This window comes from Variovorax sp. LARHSF232, from assembly GCF_052871435.1.
This window is the reverse complement of the sequence record NZ_JBIXJS010000010.1, coordinates 1-19,724: the sequence shown is the minus strand read 5'-3', so window position 1 is coordinate 19,724 and position 19,724 is coordinate 1. Positions and strand designations below refer to the sequence as shown.

The 19,724-nt window shown below is 66.7% G+C and carries 19 protein-coding genes; 14 read left to right on the top strand and 5 right to left on the bottom strand.

The annotated features are described in order from the left end of the window. Positions 1-136: 136 nt before the first annotated feature. The 8 genes from glpD to ACIPRI_RS21665 all read left to right on the top strand — a co-directional run bounded on the left by glpD (position 137) and on the right by ACIPRI_RS21665 (position 8,752). A complete protein-coding gene (glpD, locus tag ACIPRI_RS21700; protein WP_446623560.1) occupies positions 137-1,771 on the top strand; it encodes a glycerol-3-phosphate dehydrogenase in 1,635 nt (544 codons plus the stop codon). Then, positions 1,755-2,828 carry an ABC transporter ATP-binding protein gene (locus tag ACIPRI_RS21695; RefSeq protein ID WP_446623559.1) on the top strand — a complete coding sequence of 358 codons (1,074 nt, stop codon included), beginning with the start codon at positions 1,755-1,757 and terminating at the stop codon, positions 2,826-2,828. The genes glpD and ACIPRI_RS21695 overlap by 17 nt, the downstream gene beginning before the upstream one ends. A 10-nt stretch (positions 2,829-2,838) precedes the next feature. Then, entirely contained in the window at positions 2,839-3,909 is a 1,071-nt protein-coding gene (locus ACIPRI_RS21690; RefSeq protein WP_446623558.1) for an ABC transporter ATP-binding protein, read from the top strand. Further along, positions 3,906-4,793 (top strand): carbohydrate ABC transporter permease, encoded by an 888-nt coding sequence (locus tag ACIPRI_RS21685; protein ID WP_446623557.1) that lies wholly within the window; start codon positions 3,906-3,908, stop codon positions 4,791-4,793. Before ACIPRI_RS21690 ends, ACIPRI_RS21685 begins: the two co-directional genes overlap by 4 nt. A gap of 309 nt (positions 4,794-5,102) precedes the next feature. Further along, positions 5,103-5,915, top strand: coding sequence for a carbohydrate ABC transporter permease (locus ACIPRI_RS21680; protein WP_446623556.1), 813 nt, complete (start codon positions 5,103-5,105; stop codon positions 5,913-5,915). A 22-nt stretch (positions 5,916-5,937) separates the two neighbouring features. After that, positions 5,938-6,246, top strand: coding sequence for a DUF2160 domain-containing protein (locus tag ACIPRI_RS21675; protein ID WP_446623555.1), 309 nt, complete (start codon positions 5,938-5,940; stop codon positions 6,244-6,246). Positions 6,247-6,340: 94 nt separating this feature from the next. After that, a complete protein-coding gene (locus tag ACIPRI_RS21670; RefSeq protein ID WP_446623554.1) occupies positions 6,341-8,083 on the top strand; it encodes an ABC transporter substrate-binding protein in 1,743 nt (580 codons plus the stop codon). Positions 8,084-8,218: 135 nt separating this feature from the next. Next, positions 8,219-8,752, top strand: a complete 534-nt coding sequence (locus ACIPRI_RS21665) for a histidine phosphatase family protein (RefSeq protein WP_446623553.1) — start codon at positions 8,219-8,221, stop codon at positions 8,750-8,752. Here the strand turns inward: ACIPRI_RS21665 and ACIPRI_RS21660 are convergent. After that, the gene (locus tag ACIPRI_RS21660) at positions 8,667-9,149 is read right to left on the bottom strand and encodes a YybH family protein (protein ID WP_446623552.1); all 483 of its coding nucleotides are present in this window, start codon (positions 9,147-9,149) and stop codon (positions 8,667-8,669) included. The genes ACIPRI_RS21665 and ACIPRI_RS21660 overlap by 86 nt on opposite strands. A 26-nt stretch (positions 9,150-9,175) precedes the next feature. On the opposite strand from ACIPRI_RS21660, the gene ACIPRI_RS21655 reads away from it, so the two are divergent. Beyond that, on the top strand, positions 9,176-9,580 hold the full coding sequence (locus ACIPRI_RS21655) for a winged helix-turn-helix transcriptional regulator (RefSeq protein ID WP_446623551.1): 405 nt from the start codon (positions 9,176-9,178) through the stop codon (positions 9,578-9,580). A gap of 132 nt (positions 9,581-9,712) precedes the next feature. On the opposite strand, the gene mltB is transcribed toward ACIPRI_RS21655, so the two are convergent. Genes mltB through ACIPRI_RS21635 form a run of 4 tightly spaced genes read right to left on the bottom strand, consistent with a single transcriptional unit; the run spans position 9,713 to position 14,815 of the window. Then, positions 9,713-10,855: a lytic murein transglycosylase B gene (gene mltB / locus ACIPRI_RS21650; protein WP_446623550.1), complete on the bottom strand. Its 1,143-nt coding sequence runs from the start codon at positions 10,853-10,855 to the stop codon at positions 9,713-9,715. Positions 10,856-10,908: 53 nt separating this feature from the next. Further along, positions 10,909-12,918 (bottom strand): transglutaminase family protein, encoded by a 2,010-nt coding sequence (locus ACIPRI_RS21645; RefSeq protein ID WP_446623549.1) that lies wholly within the window; start codon positions 12,916-12,918, stop codon positions 10,909-10,911. Between the two features lie 2 nt (positions 12,919-12,920). Continuing rightward, complete coding sequence (locus tag ACIPRI_RS21640) at positions 12,921-13,889, bottom strand: DUF58 domain-containing protein (RefSeq protein WP_446623548.1); 969 nt, start codon at positions 13,887-13,889, stop codon at positions 12,921-12,923. 5 nt (positions 13,890-13,894) lie between these two features. Continuing rightward, positions 13,895-14,815, bottom strand: a complete 921-nt coding sequence (locus ACIPRI_RS21635; RefSeq protein ID WP_446623547.1) for an AAA family ATPase — start codon at positions 14,813-14,815, stop codon at positions 13,895-13,897. A gap of 75 nt (positions 14,816-14,890) precedes the next feature. On the opposite strand from ACIPRI_RS21635, the gene ACIPRI_RS21630 reads away from it, so the two are divergent. The 5 genes from ACIPRI_RS21630 to ACIPRI_RS21610 all read left to right on the top strand — a co-directional run. Beyond that, positions 14,891-15,844 carry a histone deacetylase family protein gene (locus ACIPRI_RS21630; protein ID WP_446623546.1) on the top strand — a complete coding sequence of 318 codons (954 nt, stop codon included), beginning with the start codon at positions 14,891-14,893 and terminating at the stop codon, positions 15,842-15,844. Beyond that, the gene (locus ACIPRI_RS21625) at positions 15,844-17,127 is read left to right on the top strand and encodes a mechanosensitive ion channel family protein (protein WP_446623545.1); all 1,284 of its coding nucleotides are present in this window, start codon (positions 15,844-15,846) and stop codon (positions 17,125-17,127) included. Before ACIPRI_RS21630 ends, ACIPRI_RS21625 begins: the two co-directional genes overlap by 1 nt. A gap of 160 nt (positions 17,128-17,287) precedes the next feature. Then, positions 17,288-18,037, top strand: coding sequence for an electron transfer flavoprotein subunit beta/FixA family protein (locus ACIPRI_RS21620; protein WP_446623544.1), 750 nt, complete (start codon positions 17,288-17,290; stop codon positions 18,035-18,037). A gap of 21 nt (positions 18,038-18,058) precedes the next feature. Then, entirely contained in the window at positions 18,059-18,994 is a 936-nt protein-coding gene (locus tag ACIPRI_RS21615) for an electron transfer flavoprotein subunit alpha/FixB family protein (RefSeq protein ID WP_446623543.1), read from the top strand. Positions 18,995-19,081: 87 nt separating this feature from the next. Next, positions 19,082-19,724: acyl-CoA dehydrogenase family protein (locus ACIPRI_RS21610; protein ID WP_446623542.1), on the top strand; the 643-nt coding region annotated here is incomplete at its 3' end.

Sequence of the window (19,724 nt, the reverse complement as noted above, 5' to 3'; positions counted from 1 at the left end):
TAGAACGAAAAGAAACGAATCAAACGTCGGGAAAACGCGGAGGAAAATCGCGCCAAAAGGAATCAAACTGAAAAAAGACGAACGACAAACCCATGCAAATTCGTGAGAAATTCCACACCACAAGGATGACGCCCCAGTGAGCGCCGTTCCTTCTTCTTCGCAAGCGAACTCGCCAACCGCCTCGCCAGCCGGCGCGGATTGCGACGTGCTGATCGTCGGTGGCGGCATCAACGGCTGCGGCATTGCGCGCGACCTGGCCGGTCGCGGTTGGTCCGTGGTGCTGTGCGAACAGGACGACCTGGCCTCGCACACCTCGTCTTCGTCGACCAAGCTGATTCACGGCGGCCTGCGCTACCTGGAGTACTACGAGTTCGGTCTGGTGCGCAAGGCCTTGCAGGAGCGAGAGGTGCTGCTCAAGAGCGCGCCGCACATCATGTGGCCGCTGCGCTTCGTGATGCCACACGACCCGGCGATGCGGCCGGCCTGGATGATCCGCATCGGCCTGTTCATGTATGACCACCTGGCGCACCGCGAGGTGCTGCCGCCCTCGCGCGGCATCGACCTGCGCGAGCATGTGGCCGGCGCGCCATTGAAGAAGGACTTTCGCCGCGGCTTCGTCTATTCGGACGGCTGGGTGGACGACGCGCGCCTGGTGGTGCTCAACGCCATCGACGCGCGCGAGCGCGGCGCCCGGGTGCTGACCCGCACCCGCTGCGTCGCTGCCCTGCGCGACGCCCAGGGCTGGGACATCACGCTCGAGGGGCCGCAAGGCCGGCACAAGCTGCGCGCACGCGCGGTGGTCAACGCCGCCGGGCCGTGGGCCGAATCCTTCCTGCGCGGGGTGGCGCGGCCGGCGGCCGGCGAGGCGCTGGCCACCAAGAGCCTGCGCCTGGTGAAGGGCAGCCACATTGTGGTGCCGCGCATCTTCACGCACGACCACGCCTACATCTTCCAGAACCCCGACAAGCGGATCATCTTCGCCATTCCCTACCAGGACAGCTTCACGCTGATCGGCACCACCGACATCGAGATCGAGGGCGACGACCCGGGCGCCTCGCGCATCGGCCAGGACGAGATCGACTACCTGTGCACCCAGGCCAGCCGCTACTTCGCCAAGCCGGTGACGCGCGCCGACGTGGTCTGGACCTACTCGGGCGTGCGCCCGCTGCTGGACGATGCCTCGGGCGATCCTTCGGCCGTGACGCGCGACTACCTGCTCGAAAGCAACACCAGCGCCGCGCCGCTGCTGTCGGTGTGGGGCGGCAAGATCACCACCTTCCGCAAGCTCGCGGAAGACGCGGCCGACGAAGTGGGGCGCATGCTGGGCGAAGCCCGGCCGGCCTGGACCGACGGCGCATTCCTGGCGGGCGGCGACTTGTCGCCCTGGATCGGCGCAGCCAGCAGGCCCGACGCGGATTTCGAACGCTTTGTCGATGCGCTGCACGCGCGCTACCCCTGGCTGGGCGGCATGCTGGGGCGGCGCCTGGCGCGGGCCTACGGCGCGCGGGTCGATCGCGTCATTGGCGACGCCAAGTCGATGTCGGACCTGGGCGCGCAGGTGGCGCCGGGCCTGTACGAGCGCGAGCTGCGCTACCTGCAAAACGAAGAGTGGGCCATGAGCGGCGACGACGTCCTGTGGCGCCGCTCCAAGCTGGGCCTGCACCTGGCGCGCGAAGCGCGGGCGCAGGTGGACCAATGGATGACGGCGCATGCCGCACCCCCGATGAACGAATCGCAAATGAAGGAGGTCCGCTTTGCAGCTCAGCCTTGAGCGCGTCACCAAGAAGGTGGGCGCCCAGACGTGGTTGTATGAACAGAGCATCACGCCGGAAAGCGGCGCGGTCACCGTGCTGCTGGGCGCGACCCAGGCCGGCAAGACCAGCCTCATGCGCCTGATGGCGGGGCTGGACACGCCCACCACCGGCAAGGTGAGGGTCAACGGCGAAGACGTGACCGGCGTGCCGGTGCGCGAGCGCAACGTGGCCATGGTCTACCAGCAGTTCATCAACTACCCCTCGCTCACCGTGGCCGAGAACATCGCCTCGCCCCTCAAGCTGCGCGGCGAGGCCCGCGTCAACGAGCGGGTGGCCGAGCTGGCCGAGAAGCTGCACATCGGCATGTTCCTGAACCGCTTGCCGGCGGAGCTGTCGGGCGGGCAGCAGCAGCGGGTGGCGCTGGCGCGCGCGCTGGCCAAGAACGCGCCCCTGATGCTTTTGGACGAGCCCTTGGTGAACCTCGACTACAAGCTGCGCGAAGAGTTGCGCGAAGAGCTCAGCCTGCTTTTTGCCAGCGGCGATTCCACCGTGATCTACGCCACCACCGAGCCGGGCGAGGCACTGCTGCTGGGTGGCTACACCGCCGTGCTGGATGCCGGCGAGCTGCTGCAGTACGGCCCTACGGCCGAGGTCTTTCATGCGCCGCAATCGCTGCGCGTGGCGCGTGCCTTCAACGATCCGCCGATGAACCTGCTGCGCGGGCAGGCCAGCTCCGCCGGCGTTCAGCTGGCCGGCGGCCTGGCGCTGCCGCTGGACATGCCGCCGGGCCTGCTGGGCGAGGTGACCGTGGGCCTGCGTGCCGGTGCGCTGAAACTGGGCCGCGCCGACGATTCCGGCGTGGAAGTGCCCAGCCGGGTCGTGCTGGCGGAGATCGCCGGCTCCGACACCTTCGTGCACCTGCACAGCCCGGCCGGCGAACTGGTGGCGCAGCTGACCGGCGTGCACCGCTTCGAGCTGGGCGCGTCCGTCACGCTGCGCTTCGACACCGCCAGCGCCTACGTGTTCGACGCCGATGGAAAGCTGGCGCTGGCGCCGCGAAGCCGCAAGGGCTGAAGGAACAGGTATGGCACGCATTGACCTCGACCTGGCGCATGCCTACGGCGCCAACCCGCAGCAGGATGGCGACTACGCCCTGCTGCCGCTGAAGATGAGCTTTGCCGACGGCGGCGCCTACGCGCTACTGGGGCCTTCGGGCTGCGGCAAGACCACCATGCTCAACATCATCTCGGGCCTGCTCACGCCCTCTCACGGCAGCGTGAAGTTCGACGACAAGGACGTCACCCGCACCACGCCACAAGAGCGCAACATCGCCCAGGTGTTTCAGTTCCCGGTGATCTACGACACCATGACGGTGGCGCAGAACCTGGCTTTCCCCTTGCGCAACCGCGGCGTGCCGGAAGACCGCATCAAGCAGCGCGTGGGCCGCATCGCCGAGATGCTGGAGCTGTCGGGCCAGCTGAACCAGCGCGCTGCCGGCCTGGCGGCCGACGCCAAGCAGAAGATCTCGCTGGGCCGCGGCCTGGTGCGCGAGGACGTGTCGGCGGTGCTGTTCGACGAGCCGCTTACAGTGATCGACCCGCACCTCAAGTGGCAGCTGCGGCGCAAGCTCAAGCAGATCCATCACGACCTCAAGCTGACCTTGATCTACGTCACGCACGATCAGGTGGAGGCGCTCACCTTCGCCGACGAGGTGGTGGTGATGACGCGCGGCAAGGCGGTGCAGGTGGGCAGCGCCGAGGCGCTGTTCGAGCGGCCGGCCCACACCTTCGTCGGCCACTTCATCGGCTCGCCCGGCATGAACTTCCTGGACTGCGAAAGCAGTGGAGGCCAGCTGCAAATGGCGGGCACCCGGATCGACGCGCCGCGCCCGCTGCCCGAAGGCGCGCTCAAGGTCGGCATCCGTCCGGAATACCTGCAACTGGCGCCGATCTACGCCAAAGGCGCCATCCCTGCCAAGGTGACGAAGCTACAGGACATCGGCACCTACGCCTTGCTCACGGCCGCGGCCAACGGCGTCACCCTGAAGGCGCGCCTTGGCAATGGAAGCGAAATGCCAGCCGTGGGTGACGACATCTGGCTGCGGGTGCTGGACGCGCACACCTGCTACTACCGCAACGAGGAGCTGGTTGCATGAACACGACCAAACCCATCAACCAGAAGGCCTGGCTGCTGGTGCTGCCGGTGCTGATCTGCGTGGCCTTCTCGGCCATCGTGCCGCTGATGACGGTGGTCAACTATTCGGTGCAGGACATCATCTCGCCCGAGCGCCGCGTGTTCGTGGGCACCGAATGGTTCACCTCGGTGATGCGCGACGACGAGCTGCATTCGGCGCTCGTGCGCCAGCTGGGCTTCTCGCTGGCGGTGCTGCTGGTGGAGATTCCGCTGGGCATCATGCTGGCCCTGTCCATGCCCGCCACCGGCTGGAAGGCCTCGGCGGTGCTGGTGGTGGTGGCGCTGTCGCTGCTCATTCCATGGAACGTGGTGGGCACCATCTGGCAGATCTATGGCCGCGCCGACATCGGCCTGCTGGGCTACGCACTGCAGAAGCTGGGCGTCGACTACAACTACACCGGCAGCGCGACCGACGCCTGGATCACCGTGCTGGTGATGGACGTGTGGCACTGGACGCCGCTGGTGGCCTTGCTCTGCTATGCCGGCCTGCGCTCCATTCCAGATGCCTACTACCAGGCGGCGCGCATCGACGGCGCCAGCAAGTTCGCCGTATTCCGCTTCATCCAGCTGCCCAAGATGCGCGGCGTGCTGATGATCGCGGTGCTGCTGCGCTTCATGGACAGCTTCATGATCTACACCGAGCCCTTCGTGCTCACCGGCGGCGGCCCCGGCAACGCCACCACCTTCCTCAGCCAGTACCTGACGCAAAAGGCGGTGGGGCAGTTCGACCTGGGGCCGGCCGCGGCCTTCTCGCTGATCTACTTCCTCATCATCTTGTTGCTGTGCTTCATGCTCTACAACTGGATGCAGCGGGTGGGGACGCAGGATACGGAGGCCAAGGAATGACGCGGCTCTTTTCGTGTCCGGGGCTGGCTCACGCCGATGGCGTACTTTCCTCCGCGAATGTCCCCCGGCCTTCGGCCTCCTCCTTTATTTCGCTGCGGGAAGCACGCCATCGACGTGAGCCGTCACGGCGGTTGTTGATCTCGCGAGCACCAGCGGCGTCAACTGTGCGCAGGGCATCGGGTGGCCCCCGCAGCGAAATAAAGGAGGAGCCGAAGGCGGGGGACATTCGCGGAGGGGGCCACCCGGTGTCCTGTGCACGCGCCCCGAACAAGTGCGCCCCGAACAAGCGTACCCCGTGGAGCATCTGAAATGAACGAAAAGCGATTCCACAAGCGCAGCATCTTCCTGGTGCTGTACATCGCGTTCGCCCTGTTGCCCATCTACTGGATGGTCAACATGAGCTTCAAGACGAACGAGGAGATTCTTTCGAGCTTTTCCTTCTTTCCCCACGAGTTCACCTGGGCCAACTACAAGCGCATCTTCACCGACGAGTCGTGGTACTCGGGCTACATCAACAGCCTGATCTACGTGGGCATCAACACGGTGATCTCGCTCACGGTGGCGCTGCCGGCGGCCTATGCCTTCTCGCGCTATTCCTTCCTGGGCGACAAGCATGTGTTCTTCTGGCTGCTGACCAACCGGATGACGCCGCCGGCGGTGTTCCTGCTGCCCTTCTTCCAGCTCTACACCACGGTGGGGCTGATGGATACGCACCTGGGCGTGGCGCTCGCGCACCTCTTGTTCAACGTGCCGCTGGCGGTGTGGATCCTGGAAGGCTTCATGAGCGGCATCCCGCGCGAGATCGACGAGACGGCCTACATCGACGGCTATTCCTTCCCGCGCTTCTTCATCACCATCTTCCTGCCGCTGATCAAGGCCGGCGTGGGCGTGGCGGCCTTCTTCTGCTTCATGTTCAGCTGGGTCGAACTCCTGCTGGCGCGGACCCTCACCAGCGTGAACGCCAAGCCCATCGTCGCCACCATGACGCGCACCGTGAGCGCCTCGGGCATGGACTGGGCCACCCTTGCCGCGGCCGGCGTGCTGACCATCGTGCCGGGCGCCATCGTGATCTGGTTCGTTCGCCACTACATCGCCAAGGGCTTCGCCATGGGGCGGGTCTGACCGGCACAACGAGGAAAAAGACATGCTCGATTGGATGGTTTGGACCCTGCCTGTGGCCGTGTTCTTCAGCTGCATCGCGGTGATGCTGGTGGGCATGACCGTGTGGGAGATCAAGTCGCCCACCACCATGCGCCGCGGCTGGCTGCCGATCGAAACCACGCGCGGCGACCGGCTCTTCATCGGCCTCTTGACGGCCGCCTACATCAACCTGGCCTTCGTCGGCCTGGCTGGCAAGTTGGCCGAATGGCTCGGTCTGAGTGCCGAGCCCACGATCTGGTGGGGCTTTGCCATCTCGATGGCGGCGCTGCTGCTGGTCATGCGCAAGGGCTAGATTCTTTTCAGATCATTCGGATCCGGCTCGCTGCTGCCCCGGGGCCGATTTGAATATCAACGCAAGGGGCAGCACCCAACGAGGAGACATTGCTATGAAGATGCGCTGCACCGCACTGGCCCCAGTGGCATTGGCCACCGCAGCCCTGTGCGCCGGACAGGCGGCCTGGGCCGGCGAGGCTGAGGCCAAGAAATGGATCGACAGCGAGTTCCAGCCGTCGACCTTGTCGAAGGCCCAGCAGGAGGCCGAGATGAAGTGGTTCATCGAGGCGGCCAAGAAGCTGCAGGCCAAGGGAGTGAAGGAGGTTTCGGTGGTGTCCGAAACCATCACCACGCACGAGTACGAATCGAAGACGCTGGCCAAGGCCTTCGAGGAAATCACCGGCATCAAGGTCAAGCATGACCTGATCCAGGAAGGTGACGTGGTCGAGAAGCTGCAGACCTCGATGCAATCGGGCAAGTCGATCTACGACGGCTGGATCTCCGATTCCGACCTGATCGGCACGCACTACCGCTACGGCAAGATCATGAACCTGACCGACTACATGGCCGGCAAGGGAAAGGACTACACCAACCCGGGCCTGGACCTGAAGGACTTCATCGGCACCAAGTTCACCACCGCGCCCGATGGCAAGCTCTACCAGCTGCCCGACCAGCAGTTCGCCAACCTGTACTGGTTCCGCGCCGACCTGTTCGCGCGCCCCGAGATCAAGGACAAGTTCAAGGCCAAGTACGGCTACGACCTGGGCGTTCCGCTGAACTGGAGCGCCTACGAAGACATCGCCGAGTTCTTCACCAACGACGTGAAGAACATCGACGGCAAGCCGATCTACGGCCACATGGATTACGGCAAGAAGGATCCGTCGCTGGGCTGGCGCTTCACCGACGCCTGGCTGTCGATGGCCGGCACCGCCGATATCGGCGCCCCCAACGGCGTGCCGATCGACGAGTGGGGCATCCGCGTGGCCGACGACAAGTGCACGCCGGTGGGCGCTTCGGTCTCGCGCGGCGGCGCCACCAATTCGCCGGCAGCCGTCTACGCGCTCACCAAGTACGTCGACTGGATGAAGAAGTACTCGCCCAAGGAAGCCACCGGCATGACCTTCGGCGAAGCCGGGCCGGTGCCCGCGCAGGGCCAGATCGCGCAGCAGATCTTCTGGTACACGGCTTTCACCGCCGACATGACCAAAGCCGGCCTCCCGGTGGTGAATGCCGACGGCACGCCCAAGTGGCGCATGGCGCCCGGCCCGAACGGTCCGTATTGGAAGCAGGGCATGCAGAACGGCTACCAGGACGTGGGCTCCTGGACCTTCTTCGCCAACCACGACGAGAACCGCACCGCGGCCGCCTGGCTCTACGCGCAGTTCATCACCGCCAAGACCACCTCGCTGAAGAAGACCATCGTCGGCCTGACGCCGATCCGCGAGTCCGACATCCAGAGCAAGGCCATGACCGACATGGCGCCCAAGCTGGGCGGCCTGGTCGAGTTCTACCGCAGCCCGGCGCGCGTGGCCTGGTCGCCCACCGGCACCAACGTGCCCGATTACCCCAAGCTGGCACAGCTGTGGTGGAAGAACGTGGCCGAGGCGGTGACGGGCGAGAAGACGCCGCAGAAGGCCATGGACAACCTGGCCGAAGAGATGGACCAGGTGATGGCGCGCCTGGAGCGCGCCGGCATGGCCAAGTGCGCGCCCAAGCTCAACGCCAAGGGTGACCCGAGCAAGTGGCTGAGTGACCAGCACGCCCCCTGGAAGAAGCTGGCCAACGAAAAGCCCAAGGGCGAGACCATCGACTACAACAAGCTGCTGACGGCCTGGAAGGAAGGCAAGGCGCGCTAAGCGCAAGCGCTTCGCAATCAGCGCACCTGTGAAGGGGCTGCCGCTCGTTGGATCGGGCGGCAGCCCTTTTTTGCATCAGGGTTGGCGACGCTTTGCTACGGTGCGCGGATGCCGCTGGATCGACGTCACTTCGGGTTGTTCACGCTGCTTCTGGCGGCGGATCCCTTGCGCGCCCAGGGCGTCGACCCCCTGGTCGAACGCTTGCGCGCCGGCCGCTGCGCCGTGCTGATGCGGCACGCGCAAACCGACCCGGGCGTGGGCGATCCGCCGGGATTTCGTCTCGATCAATGCGCGACCCAGCGCAACCTGAGCGAAGGCGGCCGCGCCCAGGCGCGCGCTGCCGGCGAGTGGTTCCGCCAGCGCAAGCTGGCGCCGTCGGCGGTGCTTTGCAGCGCCTGGTGCCGCTGCATTGACACGGCCACGCTGGCTTTCGGCCGGCACGACCTGTGGCCGGCACTCAACTCCAGCTTTGGCCGCGGCGATGAACGGGACAAGGCGCGGCCCATGCTGCAAGAGCGCCTGGCCCGCATTGGCCCGGGTCGCTTCGAGGTGTGGGTGACTCACCAGGTGAACGTCAGCGCCTTCACCGGCGAGCCGACGTCGATGGGAGAGGGGCTGGTGGTGGATTCGGCGGGGAAGGTCGTGGGGCGCAGCGGCTTTGCTGCATGAACCCCTCATATCCTTCAACACGCGGCAAGCTCGCGCCTGCCGCATGGTCAATGACGTAGAGCCACGAGCCATTCGCCTGCCGGCGCACGACCTCGGCCGAACTGCCGGCGAGGATGGTCCTTCCCTCCGGCGAGGTCAGGCTGTAGTCGGCCCGCAGCAGCGCAAGGCCATCCACTTCCACGCAGAAGTTGTTGCGGGAAACCATGACGCCCGGAACCTCCAGCAGCTTGCCGAGCTCGGCGGCAATGGCGGGCTTTCCCCTGCAGGTCTGGTTCGAGGGATCGGTGCGCAGCGCTGCTTCCGGTTCGTACAGCGACAGCAAGTTGTCGATATGGCGGCTGTTGAACGCGCGAGCAAAAGCTTCGTTCATTGCGGCGGGGGTCGTGACCTTGAACATGACGGATGAACTCTCTCTGAACTACGATGGAGCTCATCACAGCATGCGGATTCAGCTCTCACCAAATGGATAGGACTGCAGAGAACCCGGCGGCTCCGGCCGGCATCGACACGCCTGCGCCCAAGCACGCCAGCGAGTGCCCCGTCGAAGAATGGCTGGCCTTCCTGGGACACCGCTGGAATGCGCTGATCCTTTGGCATCTGCAAACCGGTCCCAAGCGCCATGGCGAACTGGTCGGGTGCCTGGCTGGAATCACGCCCAAGGTGTTGACCGAACGCCTGGATGGCCTGGAGCAGCGAGGCCTGGTTTCCCGGGAACTCCTGGCGAGTTTCCCCCGAGGGGTTCTCTACACGCTGTCGGCGCGTGGGCGGTCGCTGGTCTTGGTGCTAGATCGGTTGGAAGCTTGGTCGAAGGCTGTTCACTGGCCATGAGGCGCCCGGCCAAATAGAGGGCGTAGATGAACCGCCGCTGCCGAACAGCGCGGAGAACACGCCACCCACCAATCCGAATGGCAATGCTGCGCGCGATGTGTGAGCTTTGCGCCTGATTTGAAGCCGCTGATATCAGTCGCCCTGCATCGCCGCCTTCACTTCCTCGCCCAGCTCCAGCACCGACATCGCGTAGTAGGCGCTCCAGTTGTAGCGCGTGATGACGTAGAAGTTCTTGGTGCCGGCCACGTAGGTCGGTGCGTCGTAGCCGTTCTGCAGCTCGATCAGGGCCAGCAGGCCTTCGTAGCGCTGGGCGTCGGCGGGCAGCACGGCGCCGGCGGCGCTGAAGCTGTCGGCGCTGAAGGTGGGGAGGATGTCGGGCGCCATCAGCACAGCCTTCTTCAGCCGGCTTTCGTCGAAGCTCACCGGAAAGGTGGGCGGCCGGCCGGGCTGCCAGCCGAAAGCCTTGAAGTAGTTGGCCACCGAGCCGATCACGTCGCTGTTGCTGCGCACCAGGTCGATGCGGCCGTCGCCGTCGAAGTCGATGGCGTACTTGGCGATGCTGCTGGGCATGAACTGTGGCATGCCCATGGCGCCGGCGTAGCTGCCCAGCGGTACCAGCGGGTCTTCGGCGGTGCGGCTTTCGTTGGACAGGAAGCTGTCCAGTTCGCCGCGGAAGAAGGCCACCCGCTCGGCGGCGCGCGGGTGCGCATCCGGGAAGTCAAAGGACAGGGTGGCCAGCGCGTCGATCACGCGAAAGCTCCCCATGTTGCGGCCATAGATGGTTTCCACGCCGATGATGCCGACGATGATTTCGGCCGGCACACCGAACTGCTGCTGCGCGCGCGCCAGCGTGTCGGCATTGGCGCGCCAGAAGCGCACGCCGGCGGCAATGCGCACCGGATCGATGAAGCGGCCGCGATAGGCGCGCCAGTTCTTCGGCGCGCCGCCCTGGGCCGGCAGCATCAGGCGCGGCACGTTGGGCAGGAAGCGGGCGGCGCCGATGGTGGCGCGCACCCATTCGCGGTCCAGGCCGCGGCGCTGCGCGATCTCGTCGGCAAACTGCATGGCGTCGTCGCGCGAGGCATACCAGACGCTGCTGTTGGTGTTGCTGTTACCGACCTTGCTGGTCTTCTTGGCAGCCGGGGCCTTGCCGGTTGATGCCTTGCGCGCGCCGGCGGCCAGTGCGCTGCCCGCGCCGGCTGCCAGCAGCAGGGCCAGGGTGATCGAAAGAAAGGGGAGGGGCTTCGAGAAGGAGGAGAAGACGGGGCGGCGCATCGCCGCATTGTGCCGCCCGCTGTGCGCGCGCCTGCCCGGCGTCACACCCGGTTTCAACGGGGCCAATGCAGGCGCGCGAATTCGGTGCGCAGTTGCGACAGGCCTTGCGCCGGCTGTGCGCTGTAGCGCTGGTGCTCCAGCCGCAGCAGCCAGTCGTCGATGGCCTGCGCCGCCTCGTCTTCTGCGCCAAAGCGCTCGCGCACGCGGCGCGCGATTTCGCGCGGCGGCGTGGATTCGGGAAGCTGAAGGCCGGCGCGCTGCAGCCTGGCGCGGGCACGGGCCAGCAGGCGCAGCCAGGGGTCGTGCTGGCTGCGCTCCCACAGCGTCCACAGGGCACCCGCCAGGCTGGCGCCGACCAGCAGGGCGAGCAGCAGCATGATGAGGTCCTGCAGGCTGGGCGCCTCGAAGCCGATGTTCTTCAACAGGTCGAGCTGGCGCCCCTGCGTGTAGTTGAGCACCCACTGGTTCCAGCCGTTGTTGATGGCCTCCCAGGCCGCGCGCAGGTGCTGGGCCAGGGTCGGGTTGACGGCATTGAAGGCGCCCGCCAGCACGCCTTGCGGCGCGGCCAGGCGCTGGAAGGCGCCGATGCGGTCGGGCGAGATGGCGCCGGTCGGGTCGACGCGTACCCAGCCACTACCGGTCTGCCACACCTCGGCCCAGGCATGGGCATCGCTGTTGCGCAAGGTCCAGAAGCCGTCGACCCCGTTGAGCTCGCCGCCCTGGAAGCCGGTGACTATGCGCGCCGGCACCCCGGCAGCCCGCATCAGCACCACGAAGGCCGAGGCGATGTGCTCGCAAAAGCCTGCCTTGCGGTCGAACCAGAATTCGTCGGCCGTGTGTTCGCCGTAGACGCCGGGCTCCAGGGTGTAGCTGTAGCCGCCGGTGCGCAGCCGCTCCAGCGCCAGGCGCACCAGCTCGACGTTGCCGCCCTGGACGACGCGCGGGTCTTCGCGCAGCTGCGTGGCCATCTCCAGCGTGCGCGGATTGAAGCCGGAGGGCAGCCGCATGTAGGCGGCCAGGCCGGGCGCCCAGGCCTGCGGGCCGCTGCGAAAGCGCGGATAGCTTTCTGCGTGGTAGCGCAGCAGGTCGCGCGCCGGCTGTTGCAGCATCCATTGCAGTTCGGCCGTCCGGCGCGGCGGATCCATGCCGGGGACGAGCGGCGCGTCGATGGCCGCGTCCAGGGTGAGCAGCCAGGGACGCTGGTTGGGCTCCAGCGTGACCTCGTAGCGCACCGGCTCGCCTTGCACCTGCAGGTTGGCCGGCACCTGCGAGGGCGCGAAGGTCCATTCGCGGCCGTCGAAGCGCGACAGCACCGGTCCACGGAAATACAGCTCGCGCTGCGGCGGCGCCTTGCCGCCATCGAACTTCACGCGGGCCGCGATGCCGTCGTCCAGTGCCAGTTCGGTGACCGAGCCCACCCGCATGCTGTTCGACAGGCCGCTGCGCCCGGTCATCGCATCGCTGGGCGTGCCCCACAACGGCGCCATGCGCGGGAAGAGAACGAACAGCGCCAGCATGATCGGTGCGCCCAGCAGCGCCATGCGTCCCGCCATGCGGGCCGACTGCAGGAGCGGCGGCCGTCCCACCGGCAGATGCGCATTGACCAGCGCGGTGAGCAGGCCCAGCAGCGCCACCAGCATCGCCAGCGCCGTCGGCAGCGACTGCGAATAAAAGAAGTTGGTGAGCATCGCGAAGAAGCCCAGAAAGAAGACCACGAAGGCATCGCGGCGCGCGCGCAGTTCCAGGGTCTTGAGCGCCAGCAGCAGCACCACCAGCGTGACGCCGGCATCGCGGCCTAGCAGGGTGCGGTGCGTCAGCGCGGTGGCGCCCAGGGTCAGGGCCAGCAGCGTGATGCGCCACCACTTGCCCGGCAACGGCAGCGAGCGCACCGCCAGCGTGCCGCGCCAGACCAGGATGACGGCGGTGAGCGCGCTGCACCACCACGGCAGGTTGCCCACCTGCGGCAGCACGATGATGGCGATCACGCACAAAAGGAACAGCGTGTCGCGCGCGTCGCGCGGCAGGGCAGCCAGGCGCCGTGGCGCCTTCAGGGGCGTCGTCATCGTCAACATGTGGCCAGCAGCTCCAGGCATTGGCGCTTGTGGGCTTCGCCCTGCGCGGGTGCGACGCTGCGGCCGGCAATGCGCAGCCCGTAGTCGAGCCCGAGCTTGTCGGCCATCAGCACCCAGGCGCACAGGCGCGACAGGCGGGCCTCCTGCTCGGGCAGGCCGGCGTGCTGGGCGTCCAGCCAGAGCTCCTGGCGCTGCGACTGCTGGGTGTCGCGGCTGAACAATTCATCGGAACCCGCGGCCTGGGAGCGGGCGGCCTTCTTCCAGACCACCATCTTCAAGGGGTCGCCTGGGCGGTAGGCACGGATGCCGTCGTACTCGCCGGCCTGTTGTGCACGCGCGCCGGCCGCCTGCGGCGCGTCGGCGCGCGGCTCGCCCGGCGGCAGCGCGGGCGGGTGCAGTTCGGGCGCCGGGTAGACCAGCACCCGTGCTGCGGGGCGCCAGACCGTCCAGACGCGGAAGGTGCCGAGCGGAAAGCGCGTCTCGGCCGTCAGCGGGGGCACCGGATGCAGGCCGCGCTGCTGCGGCTGGAAGGCGATGTCCAGGGTGGCGCTGCCCTGCGCGGGCACGTCGCACCAGGCCCACTGGCCGCTGCCGCGCACTGCCATGCCGATGCCGTAGCGCCAGCTCCGCCGCGGGTTGGTCAGCACCACGCGAAACACGGCCGCGGCGCCGGCGAACTGCGCCTCGGGTTGCAGCAGGTGCATGGCGAGGCCGCGCAAGGTCGCATGGCAGACATACATGCCGACCGTCACGCTGCCGGCCAGCAGGAAGGTGAGCAGGTAGCCCAGGTTGAGCTGGTAGTTGATCGAGGCGATCAGCAGCACCAGCACGGTGGCGCCCAGCATCCAACCGGCACGCGTCGGCACGATGTAGACGTTGCGCTGCGTGAGCTCGATGCGGTCCGCGGGCGGCCGGCGTGTGAAGAACCAGCCGTCGATGCGCCGGCGCAGGGCAGCGATCATGATGGTCAGGGCAAGGGGACAGCGGCCATCATGGCGCGCACCTGCTCCACCGCGCCGCGTCCCGCGTCGCCCACCGGCGTGAGGCGGTGCGCGATGGTCTGCGGCAGCACGGCCTGCACATCGTCCGGCGCCACGTAGTCGCGGTTGGCCAGCAGGGCCTGCGCCTTGGCGGCGCGCAACAGGGCGATGCCGGCGCGCGGCGACAGCCCCTGCAGGAACCAGCGCCCCGAGCGGGTGGCGGCGATCAGGTCCTGCACGTAGTTGAGCAGCGGTTCGGCCGCATGCACCTGCTGCACGCGCTGCTGCAGGGCCTGCAGCTCGCCCGGGGTGAGCAGGGCCGGCAGCTGCGACAAGAGCTCGCGCCGGTCGGCGCCGGCCAGCAGGGCGCGCTCGGCCGCGCGATCCGGGTAGCCCAGCGAGATGCGCATCAGAAAGCGATCCAGCTGCGACTCGGGCAAGGCAAAGGTGCCCAGCTGGTCGTGCGGGTTCTGGGTGGCGATCACGAAGAAGGGCGAGGGCAGGGCGCGCGTCTCGCCTTCGATGCTGACCTGCTTTTCTTCCATCGCTTCCAAGAGGGCGCTCTGGGTCTTGGGGCTGGCGCGGTTGATCTCGTCGGCCAGCAGCACCTGCGCAAAGATCGGGCCGGGATGGAACACGAAAGTCTGTTGGCCGCGGTCGTAGATGGCCACGCCCGACAGGTCGCCCGGCATCAGGTCGGCGGTGAACTGGACGCGCGAAAACTGCAGGCCGAAGGTGTGCGACAGGGCATGTGCCAGGGTGGTCTTGCCCACCCCCGGCACGTCTTCGATCAAGAGGTGGCCACCGGCCAGCAGGCAGGCCACGCAGTCGCGCACTTGCGCCTCTTTGCCAACGATCACCGTGTTAAGCTGGCCGAGCAAACTGGCGAGCTTTGCTGCGACGTCCATTTTTGTATCCATATGCAAACAATACAGTAGGTCGGCACCTCCTGCCTCTCGACTACCGACCTGCGCCATCGAGACATGGGCAAGACCGGCTACTTCACTCATCGCGATTTCTGGAAGCATGAAATGGGCAGGGGGCATCCGGAATGCCCGCAGCGCCTGGACGCCATCGAAGACAGGCTTCTATCCAGCGGTGTCGGTGATGCTCTCGAGCGCGGCGATGTCCCGCTGGCCACGATGGAGCAATTGTTGCTCGCCCACACGCCCGAACATGTGGAGCATCTGCAGCAACTGGCGCAGCGCCTGGTGGCGGATGCGCCGGCCGGCGGCCCGGCCTATGCGCAGATCGATCCCGACACGTGCATGAACGGCTTTACCATGCTGGCGGCACGACGCGCCGCCGGTGCCGCCATCGCGGCCACCGACGCGGTGATGGCGGGCGAGCTGGAGAACGCCTTCTGCGCCGTGCGCCCGCCCGGCCACCATGCCTGCCGCGACAAGGCGATGGGCTTCTGCTTCTTCAACAACGTCGCCATCGCCGCGCGCCATGCCATCGAAAAGCACGGCCTCGACCGCGTGGCCATCGTCGACTTCGACGTGCACCACGGCAACGGCACCGAAGACATCCTGGCCAACGATCCGCGCGTGCTGATGGTGGGCATCTTTCAGCATCCCTTCTATCCGTACAGCGGAACCGAGCATCCCGCGCCCAACATGCACAACGTACCGGTGCCGGCCTACACCCGCGGCATGGACGTGCGCGAATTGATCGAGGCCATGTGGATGCCGCGGCTGGAAGAGTTCAAGCCGCAGATGATCTTCGTCAGCGCCGGCTTCGACGCGCACCGCGATGACGATCTCGGCCAGTTGGGCCTGAACGAGAACGACTACTACTGGATCACCAGCCGCGTGCGCGACGTGGCGCGGCGCTTCTCGCAGGGCCGCATCGTCTCCTTCCTGGAGGGCGGCTACAACCTGGATGCGCTGGCCGCCAGCGTGGAGGCGCACCTGCGCGTGCTGGCGGAGCTTTGATGCCGCGCATGGACGAGTTCCTCGCGCGACTCGGCCAGGTTCAGGTCCGCACGCTGTCGATCGAACTGGCGGTGCTGGCCGCTTGCGTGCTGCTGGCCTGGGGCGTGTGCCGCTGGTTCGGCCGCGACCAGCCCAAGGATTCGATCTGGTTCGGCCGCAAGGTCTTCGACGGCCTGCTGTTTCCGCTGCTGGCGCTCGTGTTCACCGATCTGGCGCGCCGCGCGCTGCTCGAGATGCAGGCGGTGCTGGTGCTGCGCGTCGCGGTGTCGGTGTTCCTGGCACTGCTGGCGATCCGTTTCGTCGCCCGGGTGCTGGCGGCGGTGTTTCCGGCCTCCGCGGTGGTGCGGCTGATCGAACGCACGGTGTCTTGGATCGCCTGGATCGCCGCCATCCTCTGGATCGTGGGCCTGCTGCCACCGGTGCTGCAGGAGCTCGATTCGATCCATCTGGCCTTCGGCAAGACGCAGGTGAGCTTGCGCACCATCCTCGAAGGCATGGCCTCGGCAGGCCTCGTGCTGATGATCGCGCTGTGGATCTCGGCCACCATCGAAAAGCGCGTGCTGGCCGAGGCGGTGCAAGACCTGTCGATGCGCAAGGTGGCGTCCAATGCGATGCGCGCCGTGCTGCTCTTGATCGGCCTCCTGTTCGCGCTGTCGGCGGTGGGGGTGGACCTGACCGCGCTGTCGGTGCTGGGCGGCGCGCTCGGCGTGGGCCTGGGCTTCGGCCTGCAGAAATTGGCGGCCAACTACGTGAGCGGCTTCGTCATCCTGCTGGAGCGCTCGATGCGCATCGGGGACAACGTCAAGGTCGACAACTTCGAAGGCCGCATCACCGACATCAAGACGCGCTACACGCTGATCCGCGCGGGCAACGGGCGCGAGGCGATCGTGCCGAACGAATCGCTCATCACCAACCGGGTCGAGAACCTGACGCAGGCCGATCTCAAGTTCAACATCACGACCAACATCGTGGTGGGCCACGGCAGCGAGGTGGCGCAGGTGCAGGCCGTCTTGTGCGACGCGGCCCGCAGTCATGCGCGCGTGATGAGCGAGCCGGCGCCGGTGGCCTACCTCGTCAACTTCACGCCCGATGGCCTGGAGTTCAGCCTCAACTTCTGGGTGACCGACCCGGACAAGGGGCAGGTCAATGTGCGCTCGGACATCAACATCGCAATCCTCGATGGGCTGCGCGCCGCGGGCGTCGAACTGGCGGGGCCTCGGCGCACGCTTCGTATCGAATCCTTACCTTCGCCTGGCGCCTCGGGAAGCTTGCCAAGCGCCTAGGCTCGCCTATAATCTCGGCAAAAAAGCACGACCGTTCGTTTTCAGGCTGACGGCCCCGAGCAGATGATTGAAATGAACAGGTGCACAGGGAGTGCCGCCCTAAAATGGCCGGCTGCCCTGCGCCCATCTCCCCGGTTTTGCAATTCAATGGAGTCAACCCATGAAGGTATTGGTCCCCGTCAAGCGGGTCGTCGATTTCAACGTCAAGGTCCGCGTCAAGTCTGACGGCACGGGCGTCGACATTGCCAACGTCAAGATGAGCATGAACCCCTTCGACGAGATCGCCGTCGAAGAGGCCGTCCGCTTGAAGGAAAAGGGCGTGGTCACCGAAATCATCGCCGTGTCCTGCGGCGAGGCGAAGTGCCAGGAAACGCTGCGCACCGCCATGGCCATCGGTGCCGACCGCGGCATCCTGGTGGAGACCGACGTCGAGCTGCAGCCCCTGGCCGTGGCCAAGCTTCTGAAGGCCCTGATTGACAAGGAACAGCCGCACTTGGTGATCCTTGGCAAGCAAGCCATCGACGACGACAACAACCAGACCGGCCAGATGCTGGCCGCGCTGGCCGACCTGCCGCAAGCCACCTTCGCCTCCAAGGTCGAAGTGGCCGGTGACAAGGCCACCGTCACGCGCGAAGTCGATGGCGGCCTGGAGACCATCGCCCTCACGCTGCCCGCAGTGATCACCACCGACCTGCGCCTCAATGAGCCGCGCTACGTCACCTTGCCCAACATCATGAAGGCCAAGAAGAAGCAGCTCGATACCTTCAAGCCTGAGGACCTCGGCGTCGATGTCGCGCCGCGCCTGAAGACCTTGAAGGTGGCCGAGCCCGCCAAGCGCGGCGCCGGCATCAAGGTGCCCGACGTGGCCACCCTGGTGGACAAGCTCAAGAATGAAGCCAAAGTGATCTAAGTCAGGGAAGGAAGAATAGAAATGACCGTCCTCGTTATTGCTGAACACGACCACGCCACCGTCAAGCCGGCGACCCTGAACACCGTGACCGCTGCCATCGCTTGTCAAAGCGGCGATGTGCACGTGCTGGTGGCCGGCGCCAATGCCGCCGAAGCCGCTGCCGCCGCCGCCAAGATCGCCGGCGTGGCCAAGGTGATCGCCGCCGACAGCCCCAGCCTGGCCGAGAACCTGGCCGAGAACGTCGCGGCTCAAGTGCTGGCGATCGCTTCCAACTACAGCCACATCCTGTTCCCCGCCACCGCCAACGGCAAGAACGTCGCCCCGCGCGTGGCGGCCAAGCTGGATGTCGCGCAGATCAGCGACATCACCAAGGTGGTCGCCGCCGATACCTTCGAGCGTCCGATCTATGCGGGCAACGCCATTGCCACGGTGCAAAGCGCCGATGCCACCAAGGTCATCACCGTGCGCACCACGGGCTTCGACGCTGCGGCCAAGGAAGGCGGCAGCGCCTCGGTCGAGAACGCCGCTGGCGTGGCCGACTCGGGCAAGTCCTCCTTCGTCGGCCGTGAAGTCACGAAGAGCGAGCGTCCCGAGCTCACCGCCGCCAAGATCATCGTCTCGGGTGGCCGGGCGCTGGGCAGCGCCGAGAAGTTCCAGGAAGTGATGGCGCCCCTGGCCGACAAGCTCAATGCGGGCCTGGGCGCCAGCCGCGCCGCCGTCGATGCGGGCTATGCCCCCAACGACTGGCAGGTGGGCCAGACCGGCAAGATCGTCGCGCCGCAGCTGTACATCGCCGCGGGCATCTCGGGCGCCATCCAGCACCTGGCAGGCATGAAGGATTCCAAGGTGATCGTGGCGATCAACAAGGACCCGGAAGCGCCGATCTTCTCGGTGGCCGACTACGGCCTGGAAGCCGACCTGTTCACGGCCGTGCCGGAACTGGTCAAGGCTCTGTAAGAGAAGCAAGGATTCCCCCCGCTGGAATCTTCAAGGGCATCGTTCGCGATGCCCTTTTCGTATCCGCCCTCTGGAGACACACACATCATGAGTTACACCGCCCCCCTGAAGGACATGCTGTTCGACATCGAGCACCTGGCCCGCATCGATGAAGTCGCCAAGCTGCCGCCCTTCGAAGACGCCGGCCTCGAGACCGCGCAAGCCGTGCTGGAAGAGTGCGCCAGATTCAACCAGGACGTGGTGGCGCCGCTGAATGTCGAAGGCGACCGCAATCCGTCTTCGCTGAAGGACGGCGTGGTCACCACCACCCCCGGCTTCAAGGAAGCCTATGCCCAGTACGCCAGCGGCGGCTGGCAGGGCTTACAGCAGCCCACCGAGTTCGGCGGCCAGGGCCTGCCCAAGACCATCGGTGCGGCCTGCACCGAGATGCTGAACTCGGCCAACATGAGCTTCGCGCTGTGCCCACTGCTGTCCGACGGCGCCACCGAGGCGCTGCTGATGGCCGGCTCCGACGCGCTCAAGGCCACCTACCTGGAGAAGCTGGTCACGGGCCAATGGACCGGCACCATGAACCTGACCGAGCCGCAGGCCGGCAGTGACCTCGCCCTGGTGCGCAGCCGCGCCGAGCCGCAGGCCGACGGCAGCTACAAGGTCTTCGGCACCAAGATCTTCATCACCTACGGCGAGCACGACATGGCGCAGAACATCGTGCACCTGGTGCTGGCCCGCG